This window comes from Mycobacterium sp. Dal123C01 (assembly GCF_052566995.1).
This window is the reverse complement of sequence record NZ_CP199580.1, coordinates 4,386,279-4,401,596: the sequence shown is the minus strand read 5'-3', so window position 1 is coordinate 4,401,596 and position 15,318 is coordinate 4,386,279. Positions and strand designations below refer to the sequence as shown.

The following is a 15,318-nucleotide window of genomic DNA, read 5'->3' as shown; positions in this document are numbered from 1 at the left end:
GACGTTTGATGCGATGTCTGACACAAACCGGGTGGGCGTCATTGCCCGGCTTCCCCGAAACTACTTACCCTTGCCAGGTGGAACTCGCGCCGCGCGATCCGGATCCGAGCGAGCCCCTAGAAACGGACTCTGCAACGGACTCAGAATCGGTGACGACGGTGGCGTCTCCCGACTCACCTTCTGCCTCAGGGCGACGGCCGATACACACCGCGACACAGTGGTGGCACACCGCCAATCGCAGCCCGGGCGTGGTGGCGTTCCTCCGGCGGGCGCGACGGCTGTTGCCCGGGGATCCCGAATTCGGTGACCCGCTTTCGACGGCGGGTGAAGGCGGGCCGCGCGCGGCGGCCCGAGCTGCCGACCGGCTGCTGGGAGACCGCGACGCGGCGTCGCGCGAGGTCAGTTTGAGCGTGCTGCAGGTGTGGCAGGCACTGACCGAGGCGGTGTCGCGACGGCCGGCAAATCCCGAGGTGACGCTGGTGTTCACCGACCTGGTTGGCTTTTCGACGTGGTCACTGCAGGCCGGTGACGATGCGGCGCTGACCCTGCTCCGCCAGGTCGCGCGGGCCGTCGAGCCGCCGCTGCTCGATGCCGGCGGGCACATCGTCAAACGGATGGGCGACGGCATCATGGCGGTGTTCCGCCATCCGGAGGTCGCGGTGCGGGCTGTGCTGGCCGCCGACGAGGCGATGAAGTCGGTGGAAGTGGCGGGTTATCGGCCGCGAATGCGGGTCGGGATCCACACCGGCCGTCCGCAGCGGTTGGCCGCCGACTGGCTCGGTGTTGACGTCAATATCGCCGCTCGCGTCATGGATCGCGCCACCAAGGGGGGGATCATGGTCTCGAGCTCCGCGCTGGATCTCATCCCGCAGAGCGAGCTGGACGCGTTCGGCGTCGTCGCTAAACGTGCACGTAAATCCGTGTTTTCGCCCAAGACCCCTGGCGTCCCGCCGGACTTAGCGATATATCGCCTGGAATACTCTTAGGGAGTTGACAGCCTCCCATCACAAAGCCGAAACAATTTAGCCTTCATAATGGATTCAATGTGTGGGGGCATATTTTCCCGGCTTGCCCGGGTCCGGTTCACCGTGGGGTATGTAGCGGTTCTCCTTGCCGTGAGCTGCGCCATCCTGGTGCTTGGCCAGCATGCGCATGACGTCATAGTCCAGCGCGCGAGCACCAACCTGCATAACTTGGCGCACGGACACGTGGGAACGCTGCTGGGCAGCGCGTTGGTGGTGGACGCCGGTCCGCTCTACTTCTGGCTGCCCTTCCTGACCTGCCTGCTGGCTCTTGCGGAGCTGCATCTGCAGACCATCCGCCTGGTGGTCGCATTCGTGGTCGGCCATATCGGCGCGACGCTGGTCGTGGCCGCGGCTCTTGCCACCGCGGTTGAGGTCGGCTGGCTGCCGATCTCCGTTGCCCGGGCCAGCGACGTCGGGATGAGCTATGGCGCGCTCGCGGTGCTCGGCGCGATGACGGCGGCGATACCCCAGCGGTGGCGTCCGGCGTGGGTCGGCTGGTGGATCTCGGCGGGCCTGGCCTCGGCGATCATCGGCGGCGACTTCACCGATGCCGGGCACACCGTCGCCGTGATCCTGGGCGTGCTGGTGTCCGCCCGGTTCCGTCAACCGGTCCGCTGGACGCCGGTGCTGCTTGCGATGCTGGTGGCGTCGTCCGGCTTCGGGTTCCTGGTCCTGGCTCACGGCTGGGCGACGATGACCACCGCGCCGGTCGTCGGGGCCCTCGGTGCGTTTGTGGCTTACAAGACCGTCCAGCTCAGGGACGCGCGCACCACGCTGCCAGAGTCGGTGGCGAACAACGAGGAAGCCCCAACCGGCCAGCAGCCGGTCTTGGTCGGCTAACCGACCACCCGCCGCCGCGCCGCGCAACCCAAACGCGCACCGAGCGGCATTCACCGAGTCGCATATGATCGGCACTCGACCCGTGCCGCGCTCAAGCCCGCCCGTTCGGCGACGATGCGGGCAGCCTGTACCGCCTCGTCAGCAAGGAGAGTGTCGCCGCGTGGGTGATCAACCCGTCGACCTGTCGCCGGAAGCGTTGGCCGAGGCGGTCAGCGCCGCCCGGCAGGCCATCGGACTTGCCGAAAACCTCGACGCGCTGGCACTCATCAAAACCGAGCACCTGGGCGACCGCTCACCGGTGGCGCTGGCCAGGCAAGCGCTGGGGACACTGGCCAAGGAGGAGCGCTCCGACGCCGGCAAGCGCGTCAACACCGCACGCGGCGAGGTCCAACGCAGCTACGACGAACGCCTGGCGGCGCTGCGTGCCGAGCGGGACGTGGCCGTCCTGGTCGCCGAAAGCATCGACGTCACCCTGCCGTCGACTCGGCAGCCCCCCGGCGCCCGGCACCCGATCACGATCCTGGCCGAACACGTCGCCGACACGTTCATCGCGATGGGTTGGGAGCTGGCGGAGGGCCCCGAGGTCGAAACCGAACAGTTCAACTTCGATGCCCTGAACTTCCCGCCCGACCATCCCGCGCGCAGCGAGCAGGACACCTTCTATGTCGCGCCGGAGGATTCCCGGCAGCTGCTGCGCACCCACACCTCGCCGGTGCAGGTGCGCACCCTGCTGGGGCGCGAGCTGCCGGTTTACATCGTCTCGATCGGGCGCACCTTCCGCACCGACGAACTCGATACCACCCACACCCCGGTCTTCCACCAGGTCGAGGGTTTGGCCGTGGATCGTGGTCTGTCGATGGCGCACCTGCGTGGAACGCTGGACGCGTTCGCGCGCGCGGAGTTCGGTCCCGAGGCCCGCACCCGGATCCGGCCGCACTTCTTCCCGTTCACCGAGCCGTCCGCCGAGGTCGACGTGTGGTTTGTCGGCAAGAAGGGCGGTGCCGGCTGGGTGGAGTGGGGCGGCTGCGGGATGGTGCATCCAAACGTGTTGCGGGCCGCGGGCATTGATCCCGAGATCTATTCTGGCTTCGCGTTCGGGATGGGCCTGGAACGCACCCTGCAGTTCCGCAATGGCATCCCCGACATGCGCGACATCGTCGAAGGCGACATCCGGTTCTCGTTGCCGTTCGGGGTGGGTCTGTAATGCGTATTCCCTACAGCTGGCTGCGCGAAGTGGTTGCCGCCGGAGCGCCGGGCTGGGATGTCGCTGCGAGTGATCTCGAACAGACGCTGGTGCGCATCGGCCACGAAGTCGAGGAAGTCATCACCCTAGGTCCGGTCGACGGCCCACTGACCGTGGGCCGGGTGACCGCCATCGAGGAGCTCACCGATTTCAAGAAGCCGATCCGCGCCTGCCTGGTGGATGTCGGCTCGGAAGAGGACCGCGGAATCGTTTGTGGTGCAACGAACTTCGCGGTCGGCGATCTGGTGGTAGTGGCATTGCCCGGCAGCACGCTGCCCGGCGGCTTTGCCATTGCCGCCCGCAAGACCTATGGCCGTAATTCCGCCGGAATGATCTGCTCGGCGGCCGAACTCGGCTTGGGGGCCGAGCATTCCGGGATTCTGGTGCTGCCACCGGGAACGGCCGAACCGGGCGCCAGCGGCGCCGAAGTGCTCGGACTAGACGATGTGGTCTTCAACGTGGCCATCACCCCCGACCGTGGTTACGGCATGTCGGTGCGCGGCCTGGCCCGCGAGATCGCCTGCGCCTACGACTTGGACTTCGTCGACCCGGCGGAGGTGAAGCCGTTGCCGGCCGACGGAGAAGCATGGCCGCTGACGGTGCAGGCGGAAACCGGCGTCCGCCGGTTCGCGCTGCGCCCGGTCACCGGAATCGATCCCGCCGCGGTGTCGCCCTGGTGGCTGCAGCGCCGGCTGCTGCTCTCCGGCATCCGCGCGACCTCCCCGGCCGTGGACGTGACCAATTACGTGATGCTGGAACTAGGCCATCCGATGCACGCCCACGACCGCAACCGCATCTCCGGTGACTTCACGGTGCGGTTCGCCCGGCCCGGCGAGACGGTCGTCACGCTCGATGACGTTGAGCGCAAACTCGATCCGGCGGATGTTCTGATCGTCGATGACGTCGCGACGACCGCGATCGGCGGCGTGATGGGTGCGGCAAGCACCGAAGTGCGTGCCGATTCCACCGACGTGCTGCTGGAGTCGGCGGTGTGGGACCCGGCCGCCGTGTCGCGCACTCAGCGGCGGCTGCACCTACCCAGTGAGGCCGCCCGTCGGTACGAGCGCGGCGTCGACCCGGCCATTTCGGTGGCCGCGCTGGACCGATGTGCCGCGCTGCTGGCCGACATCGCCGGGGGAGCGGTATCGGGGACCCTGACTGATTGGCGAGGAGATCCGCCGCGGGACGACTGGTCACTACCGCCGATCTCGATGGCCGTCGACCTGCCGGACCGTTTCGCCGGAGTGGCCTACGCCCCGGGCACCACCGCCCGGCGCCTCGCCCAAATCGGTGCTGCGGTAGCCGAAAACGGCGACCTGCTGACGGTGACACCGCCGAGCTGGCGGCCCGATTTGTTGCAGCCCGCCGACCTTGTCGAGGAGGTGCTGCGGCTAGAGGGGCTGGAGGTCATCCCGTCGGTGCTGCCGTCGGCACCCGCGGGCCGGGGACTGACGGCGGTGCAGAAACGCCGGCGTGCGATCGGCAAATCCCTCGCGCAGTCGGGGTACGTCGAGATCCTGCCGACCCCGTTTTTGCCCGCCGGCGTGTTCGATCTCTGGGGTCTGCCGGCCGACGACCCGCGTCGCTCGACGACACGGGTGCTCAACCCGCTGGACGCCGATCGCCCGGAGCTGGCCACCACGCTGCTGCCGGGATTGCTGGAAGCATTGGGGCGCAACGTATCCCGAGGCCTGGTCGATGCGGCGCTGTATGCCATCGCCCAGGTGGTGCAGCCGACCGAGCAGACCCAGCGCGTCGAGCTCATACCCGTCGACCGCCGGCCGACCGACGCCGAGATCGCCACGCTCGACGCGTCACTGCCTACGCAGCCGCAGCATGTCGCCGTGGTGTTGGTCGGGCTGCGTGAACCACGGGGCCCCTGGGGTCCCGGCCGCAGAGTCGACGCCGCCGATGCACTGGAGGCCGTGCGAATCATCGCTCGCGCCAGTGGAATTGACGTCACGCTCCGGGCGGCCCAGTACCTGCCGTGGCATCCGGGCCGGTGCGCCGAGGTCCTCGTCGGGGACACTCTCATCGGTCACGCGGGTCAGCTGCATCCGGCCGTCATCGAGCGTTCCGGCCTGCCGAAGGCGACCTGTGCCCTGGAACTCAACCTCGATGCTCTTCCCCTTACCGAGCTGTTGCCGGCGCCCAGGGTGTCGCCGTTCCCGGCCGTCTTCCAGGATCTCAGCCTGGTGGTGTCCGCGGACATTCCGGCCCAGGCCGTGGCCGACGCCGTGCGCGCGGGCGCCGGCGAGCTGCTGGAAGACATGCAGTTGTTCGACGTGTTCACCGGTCCGCAGGTCGGCGCGAACCGCAAGTCGCTGACGTTTGCGCTGCGGTTCCGCGCGCCGGATCGCACGCTGACCGAAGACGACGCCAGTGCGGCCCGCGATGCCGCCGTGCGCCGCGCCGCCGAGGTGGTGGGCGCCGTACTGCGCGCCTGAAACCCGCTCATCGGGCTCTAAGCATGGATTTGCAAACGACTGCATAATCATGCAGAATTGCCGGAATGGCCGACGCGATAAAGGTGGCGATTGCCGGTGCCAGCGGCTATGCGGGCGGAGAGATCCTGCGGTTGCTGCTCGGGCATCCGGCCTACGCCGACGGCCGGCTCACCATTGGGGCGCTGACCGCGGCGGCCAGCGCCGGCAGCACGCTCGCCGAGCATCATCCGCACTTGATTCCGCTGGCCCAGCGAGTGGTCGAGCCCACCGAGCTTGACGTGCTGAGCGGGCATGACGTCGTGTTCCTGGGCTTGCCACACGGGCATTCGGCAGCACTGGCCGAGCAGCTCGGCCCCGACACCCTGATCATCGACTGCGGCGCGGACTTCCGGCTGACCGACGCGTCGGCGTGGGAGCACTACTACGGGTCCCCGCATGCCGGCAGCTGGCCCTACGGCCTGCCGGAGTTGCCCGGGGCACGGGAGCGGCTGCGTGGCGCGCGGCGCATCGCGGTGCCGGGCTGCTATCCGACCGCGGCGCTGCTGGCATTGCTGCCCGCGGTGGCCGAGGACCTCGTCGAACCCGCCGTCACCGTGGTCGCCGTCAGCGGCACCTCCGGGGCCGGTCGCGCGGCCAAAACCGACCTGCTCGGCTCCGAAGTCATCGGATCGGCGCGGGCCTACAACATCGCCGGGGCGCATCGGCACACCCCAGAAATCGCCCAGGGGCTGCGGGCCGTCACCAATCGCGATGTCACGGTGTCCTTCACGCCGGTGCTTATCCCGACTTCCCGGGGCATCCTGGCCACCTGCACTGCGCGTACCCAGGCGCCGCTGTCGCAGCTGCGGGCGGCATATGAAAAGGCTTACGACGCCGAACCTTTCATCTACCTGATGCCTGATGGTCAGCTGCCCCGCACCGGCTCAGTCATCGGCAGCAACGCGGCGCAGGTCGCGGTCGCGGTGGACGAGGCCGCCGAGACGTTCGTCGCGATCGCGGCGATCGACAACTTAGTCAAGGGCACCGGCGGAGCCGCGGTGCAGTCGATGAATCTGGCCTTGGGTTGGCCGGAGACAGAGGGTCTTTCGGTGGTCGGGGTGGCGCCATGACCCAGCGCGAGGCGGTGCGGCTGGTACGCACCCAGGGCGTCACCGCGCCCGAAGGCTTCCGCGCGGCAGGAATTGCCGCCGGAATCAAAAAATCCGGAGCTCCTGACCTCGCTCTGGTCTTCAACGAAGGACCCGACTACGCGGCCGCCGCGGTGTTCACCCGCAACCAGGTCAAGGCCGCGCCGGTGCTGTGGACCCAGCAGGTGCTCACCACCGGCGCGCTGCGCGCGGTGATTCTCAACTCCGGCGGCGCCAATGCGTGCACCGGGCCGGCCGGCTTCCAGGACACTCACGCCACCGCGGAGGCGGTCGCGGCCGCGTTGTCGGACTGGGGAACTGAGACCGGGGCCATCGAGGTCGCTGTCTGCTCCACCGGGATAATCGGCGACCGGCTGCCAATGGACAAGGTGCTGGGCGGCGTCGCGCATATCGTGCACGAAATGCATGGCGGGCTGAGCGGCGGCGACGAGGCCGCCCAGGCCATCATGACCACTGACACGGTGCCCAAACAGGTTGCGCTGCACCATAAGAACAACTGGACGGTCGGCGGCATGGCCAAGGGCGCGGGCATGATGGCGCCGTCGCTGGCCACCATGCTTTCTGTGCTGACCACCGACGCGGTCGCCGACTCGGCGGCCCTCGACCAGGCGCTGCGCCGCGCATCCGGCCGCACCTTCGATCGACTCGACATCGACGGCTGCTGTTCCACCAACGACACCGTGCTGTTGTTGGCGTCAGGTGCCAGTGGGATCGCCCCGTCCCAGGCCGATCTCGACGACGCCGTGCAGCGGGTCTGTGACGATCTGTGTCTTCAACTGCAAGCCGACGCCGAGGGAGTGACCAAGCGCGTCACCGTGACAGTGACCGGGGCCGCCTCCGAGGCCGACGCGGTGCTGGCCGCCCGGGCGATCGCCCGCGACAGCCTGGTCAAGACCGCGATGTTCGGATCGGATCCCAACTGGGGCCGGGTGGTGGCGGCGGTCGGCCTGGCGCCGGGGGTCGTCATCGATCCCGATCGAATCACCGTGTCGTTCAACGGTTCTGTGGTCTGCGCCGACGGGGCCGGGGCTCCGGGCTCGCGTGAGGTGGATCTGTCTGGGACCGACATCGACGTCATCGTCGATCTCGGCCTCGGCGACGGCCAGGGCACCATCCGGACCACGGATCTGTCACACGCCTACGTCGAAGAAAATTCGGCCTACAGCTCATGACGATCAATACCGACGAATTACCCACCCAGGTCAAGGCCCAGGTGCTGGCCGAAGCACTGCCCTGGCTCAAGCAGCTGCACGGCAAGATCGTCGTGGTCAAATACGGCGGCAACGCGATGACCGACGAGACGCTGCGCCAGGCGTTCGCCGCGGACATGGCGTTTCTGCGCAACTGCGGAATCCACCCCGTCGTCGTGCATGGCGGCGGACCGCAGATCACCGCCATGCTGCGCCGGCTCGGCATCGACAAGGGTGACTTCAAGGGCGGATTTCGCGTCACCACACCGGAAGTGCTCGACGTTGCGCGGATGGTGCTGTTCGGACAGGTGGGCCGCGAACTGGTCAACCTGATCAACGCGTACGGGCCCTATGCCGTCGGCATCACCGGCGAGGATGCCCAGCTTTTCACCGCGGTGCGGCGCAGCGTCACCGTCGACGGCGTGGCCACCGACATCGGCCTGGTCGGCGACGTCGACAAGGTCAACACCGCCGCGGTGTTGGATCTGATTGCGGCGCGCCGTATTCCGGTGGTGTCGACGCTCGCGCCAGACGCCGAAGGCGTGGTCCACAACATCAACGCCGACACCGCCGCGGCCGCGTTGGCCGAGGCGCTGGGCGCCGAAAAACTGTTGATGCTCACCGATGTCGAGGGCCTGTACACCAGCTGGCCGGACCGCGGTTCGCTGGTCAGCGAAATCGATACTGCCACATTGGCGCAACTGCTACCCACTTTGGAGGCGGGCATGATCCCCAAGGTAGAAGCGTGTCTGCGAGCCGTCACCGCGGGGGTGCCCAGCGCCCACGTCATCGACGGCAGGGTCAAACACTGCGTGCTGGTGGAGCTGTTCACCGACGCGGGCACCGGCACCAAGGTGGTGCCGGCATGACCCACACCGACACCATGCGCAAGCGGTGGGAAGCCGTGATGATGAACAACTACGGCACCCCGGCGGTGGCCCTGGCCAGTGGTGACGGCGCCGTGGTCACCGATGTGGACGGCAAGAGCTATCTCGACCTGCTCGGTGGCATCGCGGTCAACGTTCTCGGCCATCGCCACCCGGCGGTGATCGAGGCCGTCACACAACAGATGTCGACGCTGGGACACACCTCCAACCTGTATGCCACCGAGCCCGGTGTCGCGCTGGCCGAGGAATTGGTTGCCCTGCTGGGCACCGACACCCCGACCCGGGTCTTCTTCTGCAACTCGGGTACCGAAGCCAACGAGATGGCGTTCAAGCTGTCCCGGCTCACCGGCCGCACGAAACTGGTTGCCGCGCAGGAGGGTTTCCACGGGCGCACGATGGGCTCGCTGGCACTGACCGGCCAGCCGGCCAAGCAGGCGCCGTTCGAGCCGTTGCCGGGTGACGTCAAACACGTGCCGTACGGCGACGCCGACGCGCTGGCCGCCGCCGTCGACAACGACACCGCGGCGGTATTCCTGGAACCGATCATGGGGGAGAGCGGCGTCGTGGTCCCGCCGGCGGGCTACCTGGCGGCGGCTCGCGACATCACTGCACGGCACGGCGCCCTGCTGGTCCTCGACGAGGTGCAGACCGGAATCGGCCGCACCGGAGCCTTTTTCGCGCACCAGCACGACGGCATCACCCCCGACGTGGTGACCCTGGCCAAGGGGCTCGGCGGCGGACTGCCGATCGGTGCGGTGCTGGCCCTCGGGCCTGCGGCCGAACTGTTGACACCCGGCCTGCACGGCAGCACCTTTGGCGGTAACCCGGTGTGCACCGCGGCCGCCCGCGCGGTGTTGCGGGTACTGGTCGACGAGGACCTGATCCGGCACGCCGAGGTGTTGGGCAAGTCGCTGCGCCAAGGCATCGAAGCGCTCGGCCACCCGCTGATCGACCACACCCGGGGCCGTGGACTGCTGTGCGGGGTGGTGCTGACCGCGCCGCGTGCCAAGGACGTCGAGGCCGCCGCGCGCGATTGCGGATTCCTGGTCAACGCCACCGGGGCCGACGTCATCCGGTTGGCGCCGCCGCTGGTGGTCACCGAGGCTCAGATCGACAGCTTCATCACCGCGCTGCCCGGCATCCTCGACACGGCCGGGGGCGCACATGCCTAAGCATTTCCTGCGCGACGACGATCTGTCCCCGGACGAACAGGCCGAGGTCCTCGCGCTGGCCGCCGAGCTGAAGAAGAACCCGTTCAGCCGTCGTCCCCTGGAAGGCCCGCGCGGCGTCGCGGTCCTGTTCGACAAGAACTCCACCCGCACCCGGTTCTCGTTCGAGGTGGGCATCGCCCAGCTGGGCGGGCATCCCGTCGTCGTCGACAGCGGCACCACCCAGCTGGGCCGCGACGAGACGCTGCAGGACACCGCGCAGGTGCTGTCCCGGTACGTCGACGCCATCGTCTGGCGGACCTTCGGACAAGACCGGCTCGACGCCATGGCCTCGACCGCGACGGTGCCGGTGGTCAATGCGCTGTCCGACACGTTCCATCCCTGCCAGGTGCTGGCCGATCTACAGACCATCGCCGAACACAAGGGATCGCTGCGCGGTTTGGCCTTGTCCTACTTCGGCGACGGCGCCAACAACATGGCGCATTCCCTGATGCTCGGTGCGGTCACCGCCGGCATCCACGTCACGGTCGCCGCCCCGGACGGCTTCGCGCCGGACCCGGCCGTGGTGGCCGCCGCCGAGCGGCGCGCCGCGGAAACCGGCGCCTCGGTCACCGTGACCACCGACGCGGACGCGGCGGCCGCGAGCGCCGATGTCTTGGTGACCGATACCTGGACGTCGATGGGACAAGAATCCGACGGGCTGGACCGGGTCAAGCCGTTTCGGCCGTTTCAGATCAACGCGCAGCTGCTCGGGCTGGCTGACTCGGAAGCCATTGTGCTGCACTGCCTTCCGGCCCACCGTGGCGACGAGATCACCGACGAGGTGATGGACGGGCCGGCCAGCGTGGTCTGGGACGAGGCCGAAAACCGGCTGCACGCCCAGAAAGGGCTGCTGGTGTGGCTGCTGGAGCGGTCCCGATGACCCGCACCAAGGCCACCGCCGAAACCACCCGCGTCAGCCGGCAGGCCCGCATCGTGGCAATCCTGTCGTCGGCCCCGGTACGCAGCCAAACCGAACTCGCTGGCCTACTGGCCGACGAGGGCATCGACGTCACCCAGGCCACGCTGTCGCGCGACCTGGAAGAGCTCGGCGCGGTGAAGCTGCGCGGTGCCGACGGCGGCGTCGGGGTCTACGTCGTCCCCGAGGACGGCAGCCCGGTGCGCGGCGTCTCCGGGGGCACCGCACGCCTGTCGCGGCTGCTGAGCGAGCTGCTGGTGTCCACCGACGCCAGTGCGAACCTCGCCGTGCTGCGAACTCCGCCGGGTGCAGCTGACTATTTAGCCAGCGCAATCGATCGTGCGGCGTTACCGTACGTCGTCGGCACCATCGCCGGGGACGACACCCTCTTCGTGGCCGCTCGGGAGCCGATGACCGGCGCCGAGCTGGCCAGCACTCTGGAAAACCTTAAATAGATTGCGGATTGGAGATTGATTCATGTCAGAACGCGTCATCCTGGCGTATTCCGGCGGTCTGGACACCTCGGTGGCCATCAGCTGGATAGGCAAGGAGACCGGCCGTGAGGTCGTGGCGGTGGCGATCGACCTCGGCCAGGGCGGCGAAGACATGGAAGTCATCCGCCAGCGGGCCCTGGACTGCGGTGCGGTCGAGGCCGTCGTCGTCGATGCCCGCGACGAGTTCGCCGAGGAATACTGCCTGCCCACCGTCCTGAACAACGCGCTGTACATGGACCGCTACCCGCTGGTATCGGCCATCAGCCGGCCGCTGATCGTCAAACACCTGGTCGCCGCCGCTCGCGAGCACGGCGGCGGCATCGTCGCGCACGGCTGTACCGGCAAGGGCAACGACCAAGTCCGGTTCGAAGTCGGATTCGCTTCGCTGGCACCGGATTTGGAGGTGCTAGCCCCGGTCCGCGATTATGCGTGGACGAGGGAGAAGGCGATCGCGTTCGCCGAGGAGAACGCGATCCCGATCAACGTCACCAAACGCTCGCCGTTCTCCATCGACCAGAACGTGTGGGGCCGCGCGGTGGAAACCGGCTTCCTGGAACACCTGTGGAATGCGCCGACCAAGGACGTCTACGACTACACCGAAGACCCCACCCTCAACTGGAGCACACCCGACGAGGTGATCGTCGGTTTCGAACGCGGCGTTCCGGTGTCGATTGACGACAAGCCGGTGACGATGCTGCAAGCCATCGAGGAACTCAACCGTCGCGCCGGGGCGCAGGGCGTCGGGCGCCTCGACGTCGTCGAGGACCGGCTGGTGGGCATCAAGAGCCGCGAGATTTACGAGGCTCCCGGCGCGATGGTGCTCATCACCGCCCACACCGAACTTGAACACGTCACGCTGGAGCGCGAGCTGGCCCGGTTCAAGCGGCAGACCGACCAGCGCTGGGGTGAATTGGTGTACGACGGGCTCTGGTACTCGCCGCTGAAGGTCGCGTTAGAGACCTTCGTCGCCAAGACACAGGAGCACGTGTCCGGGGAGATCCGGATGGTGTTGCACGGCGGCCACATTGCGGTGAACGGCCGCCGCAGCGCCGAGTCGCTCTACGACTTCAATCTGGCCACCTACGACGAGGGCGACACCTTCGACCAGTCCATGTCGAAGGGCTTCGTCTACGTGCACGGGTTGTCGTCGAAGCTGGCCGCCCGCCGGGACCTGGCCTCGGAAGAGGGCCCGGACGAAACGTGAGCACTCGCGAGGGATCGCTGTGGGGCGGTCGGTTCGCCGACGGGCCGTCCGAGGCGCTGGCGGCACTGAGCAAGTCCACTCACTTCGACTGGGTGCTCGCTCCCTACGACGTCATCGCATCGCGGGCGCACACCATCGTGCTGTTCCGGGCCGGGTTGCTCACCGAAGAACAGCGCGACGGGCTGCTCGTCGGGCTGGACAGCCTCGCCGAAGACATCGCCGACGGCAGCTTCGGCCCGCTGGTGACCGACGAGGACGTGCACGGCGCGCTGGAGCGTGGACTGATCGACCGGGTCGGGCCCGATTTGGGTGGCCGGCTGCGGGCCGGCCGGTCGCGCAACGACCAGGTGGCCACGCTGTTCCGGATGTGGCTTCGCGACGCCGTGCGACGGGTCGCCGCCGGCGCGCTGGACCTCGTCGGCGCGCTGACCGCCCAGGCCGGCGCCCACCCGACGGCGATCATGCCCGGCAAAACCCATATGCAGTCCGCCCAGCCGATCCTGCTGGCCCACCATCTGCTCGCGCACGCTCATCCCTTGCTGCGCGACGTGGACCGCATCGTGGACTTCGACAAACGTGCGGCGGTGTCGCCGTACGGATCGGGAGCGCTGGCCGGCTCATCGTTGGGCCTGGACCCCGACGCGATCGCCGCGGACCTCGGTTTTGCGGCGGCCGCCACCAATTCGATCGACGCGACCGCCGCCCGGGACTTTGCTGCCGAGGCGGCGTTCGTCTTCGCCATGATCGGCGTCGACCTGTCCCGGCTGGCCGAGGACATCATCCTGTGGAGCTCGACGGAGTTCGGCTACGTCACCCTGCATGATTCGTGGTCGACCGGCAGCTCGATCATGCCGCAGAAGAAGAACCCCGACATCGCCGAGCTGGCCCGCGGCAAGTCGGGTCGGCTGATCGGAAACCTGGCCGGGTTGCTCGCGACGCTGAAGGCCCAGCCGCTGGCCTACAACCGTGACCTGCAGGAAGACAAGGAACCGGTGTTCGATTCGGTGGCCCAGCTGGAGCTGCTGTTGCCGGCGATGGCCGGACTGGTGGGCAGCCTGACGTTCCACGTCGAGCGGATGGCGGCGCTGGCCCCGGCCGGCTACACCCTGGCCACCGACATCGCGGAATGGCTCGTCCGCCAAGGTGTCCCGTTCCGATCGGCGCACGAGGCCGCCGGTGCGGCCGTGCAGGTCGCCGAGGGCCGCGGTGTCGGGCTCGAGGAGCTGACCGACGACGAGCTGGCCGCCATCAGCCCCGAGCTGACGGCCCAGGTCCGTGAGGTGCTGACCATCGAGGGTTCGGTGTCGTCGCGCGACGCCCGCGGGGGGACCGCGCCCAGCCAAGTCGCTGTCCAATTGCGTGGCGTCCTGGACAGCTCTGCGGAGTTGCGGTCGCGGCTTAGCGGGTAATTCGAAGGATGATTCGCGCCGCGCAACTCGCGGTTCGCTGCGGTGATTCTCTGAGGTCATCGGCATATTGCGGCACGGCCCGCGTAAGCGGATTAAACTCCTAGCTCGGAGGCAAAAGGTTGAACCGTTCGACCTGCATGTTCGTCACCAAGGGGTGGGACTATGAGCGTCATCGCAGGAGTGTCCGGTGCGTTGCCGCCGTATCGCTATTCGCAGCGAGAACTCACTGACTTTTTCGTCAGCATCCCGGAATTCGAGGGCTACGAAGACATCGTTCGGCAGTTGCACACCAGCGCCAAAGTCAACAGCCGCCACCTGGTCATGCCCCTGGAGCGCTATCCCACGCTGACCGACTTCGGCGTCGCGAACCAGGTCTACATCGACAATGCCGTTGACCTGGGCTGCGAGGCGCTGTTAGGTGCCCTGGACGAGGCGGGTTTGCAACCACGCGACCTCGACGTGCTGATGACGACGACGGTCACCGGCTTGGCGACCCCGTCGGTGGACGCCCGGATCGCCGGGCGGCTCGGCCTGCGCGACGACGTGCGGCGGGTGCCGCTGTTCGGCCTGGGCTGCGTGGCCGGTGCAGCAGGCGTGGCCCGGCTGCACGACCATCTGCGCGGGACTCCGGACGGCGTCGCGGCCCTGATCTCGATCGAGCTTTGCTCCCTTACCTACCCCGGGTACAAGCCCTCGCTGGCGGGTATGGTCGGCAGCGCGCTGTTTGCTGACGGCGCCGGTGCGGTGGTAGCAGTCGGCGAGCGTCGCGCCGAACAAATCGGTGCGAGCGGCCCGGAAATCCTCGATTCGCGCAGCCATCTCTACCCCGATTCGCTGCGCACCATGGGCTACGACGTCGGCACCACCGGGTTCGAACTCGTGCTGTCGAAGGATGTCGCGGCGATCGTGGAGCAATACATCGAAGCCGATGTCACCCAGTTTCTGGGGGCGCATGGGTTGACCACGACGGACGTCGGCGCCTTTGTGAGCCACCCGGGTGGTCCCAAGGTCATCGAGGCGATCAACGCGGCGCTTGACCTGCCGCCGGAGGCCCTGGAACTGACGTGGCGTTCGCTCGGCGAGATCGGCAACCTCTCGTCGGCGTCGGTGCTGCACGTGCTGCGCGACACCCTCGCCAAACCGCCTCCCAGCGGAAGCCCCGGTCTGATGATCGCGATGGGACCTGGCTTCTGTTCGGAACTCGTATTGCTGCGCTGGCACTGATGCGGGCGTGCGGACTCTCCTTCTCGTAGGCAATCGAACTGTTGAGTTCGAGTTTCTCGGGTGCAGATATCTTGCATTTA

At 68.0% G+C, this 15,318-nt stretch carries 13 protein-coding genes; all 13 read left to right on the top strand.

The genetic code is table 11. The features are described 5' to 3' along the window. Nucleotides 1–77 precede the first annotated feature (77 nt). The 13 genes from ACTXG5_RS20670 to ACTXG5_RS20610 all read left to right on the top strand — a co-directional run bounded on the left by ACTXG5_RS20670 (nt 78) and on the right by ACTXG5_RS20610 (nt 15,238). Nucleotides 78–986, top strand: a complete 909-nt coding sequence (locus ACTXG5_RS20670) for an adenylate/guanylate cyclase domain-containing protein (RefSeq protein ID WP_445160564.1) — start codon at nt 78–80, stop codon at nt 984–986. 57 nt (nt 987–1,043) lie between these two features. After that, nucleotides 1,044–1,865 carry a rhomboid-like protein gene (locus tag ACTXG5_RS20665; protein ID WP_445160563.1) on the top strand — a complete coding sequence of 274 codons (822 nt, stop codon included), beginning with the start codon at nt 1,044–1,046 and terminating at the stop codon, nt 1,863–1,865. 160 nt (nt 1,866–2,025) lie between these two features. Next, the gene (gene pheS, locus ACTXG5_RS20660) at nt 2,026–3,069 is read left to right on the top strand and encodes a phenylalanine--tRNA ligase subunit alpha (RefSeq protein WP_445160562.1); all 1,044 of its coding nucleotides are present in this window, start codon (nt 2,026–2,028) and stop codon (nt 3,067–3,069) included. Next, nucleotides 3,069–5,555 carry a phenylalanine--tRNA ligase subunit beta gene (gene pheT / locus ACTXG5_RS20655; RefSeq protein ID WP_445160561.1) on the top strand — a complete coding sequence of 829 codons (2,487 nt, stop codon included), beginning with the start codon at nt 3,069–3,071 and terminating at the stop codon, nt 5,553–5,555. Before pheS ends, pheT begins: the two co-directional genes overlap by 1 nt. Before the next feature lie 65 nt (nt 5,556–5,620). Next, the gene (argC, locus tag ACTXG5_RS20650) at nt 5,621–6,664 is read left to right on the top strand and encodes an N-acetyl-gamma-glutamyl-phosphate reductase (RefSeq protein ID WP_445160560.1); all 1,044 of its coding nucleotides are present in this window, start codon (nt 5,621–5,623) and stop codon (nt 6,662–6,664) included. After that, nucleotides 6,661–7,875: a bifunctional glutamate N-acetyltransferase/amino-acid acetyltransferase ArgJ gene (gene argJ, locus ACTXG5_RS20645; protein ID WP_445160559.1), complete on the top strand. Its 1,215-nt coding sequence runs from the start codon at nt 6,661–6,663 to the stop codon at nt 7,873–7,875. The genes argC and argJ overlap by 4 nt, the downstream gene beginning before the upstream one ends. Beyond that, nucleotides 7,872–8,762: an acetylglutamate kinase gene (argB, locus tag ACTXG5_RS20640; RefSeq protein ID WP_445160558.1), complete on the top strand. Its 891-nt coding sequence runs from the start codon at nt 7,872–7,874 to the stop codon at nt 8,760–8,762. The genes argJ and argB overlap by 4 nt, the downstream gene beginning before the upstream one ends. After that, nucleotides 8,759–9,952: an acetylornithine transaminase gene (locus ACTXG5_RS20635; RefSeq protein ID WP_445160557.1), complete on the top strand. Its 1,194-nt coding sequence runs from the start codon at nt 8,759–8,761 to the stop codon at nt 9,950–9,952. Before argB ends, ACTXG5_RS20635 begins: the two co-directional genes overlap by 4 nt. Then, nucleotides 9,945–10,871 (top strand): ornithine carbamoyltransferase, encoded by a 927-nt coding sequence (gene argF / locus ACTXG5_RS20630; RefSeq protein ID WP_445160556.1) that lies wholly within the window; start codon nt 9,945–9,947, stop codon nt 10,869–10,871. Before ACTXG5_RS20635 ends, argF begins: the two co-directional genes overlap by 8 nt. Further along, on the top strand, nt 10,868–11,362 hold the full coding sequence (locus ACTXG5_RS20625; protein WP_445160555.1) for an arginine repressor: 495 nt from the start codon (nt 10,868–10,870) through the stop codon (nt 11,360–11,362). Before argF ends, ACTXG5_RS20625 begins: the two co-directional genes overlap by 4 nt. Before the next feature lie 22 nt (nt 11,363–11,384). Then, nucleotides 11,385–12,605, top strand: a complete 1,221-nt coding sequence (locus ACTXG5_RS20620) for an argininosuccinate synthase (RefSeq protein ID WP_445160554.1) — start codon at nt 11,385–11,387, stop codon at nt 12,603–12,605. After that, complete coding sequence (gene argH, locus ACTXG5_RS20615) at nt 12,602–14,014, top strand: argininosuccinate lyase (protein ID WP_445160553.1); 1,413 nt, start codon at nt 12,602–12,604, stop codon at nt 14,012–14,014. The genes ACTXG5_RS20620 and argH overlap by 4 nt, the downstream gene beginning before the upstream one ends. A 162-nt stretch (nt 14,015–14,176) precedes the next feature. Next, entirely contained in the window at nt 14,177–15,238 is a 1,062-nt protein-coding gene (locus ACTXG5_RS20610; RefSeq protein WP_445160552.1) for a type III polyketide synthase, read from the top strand. The last annotated feature ends 80 nt before the right edge of the window (nt 15,239–15,318 follow it).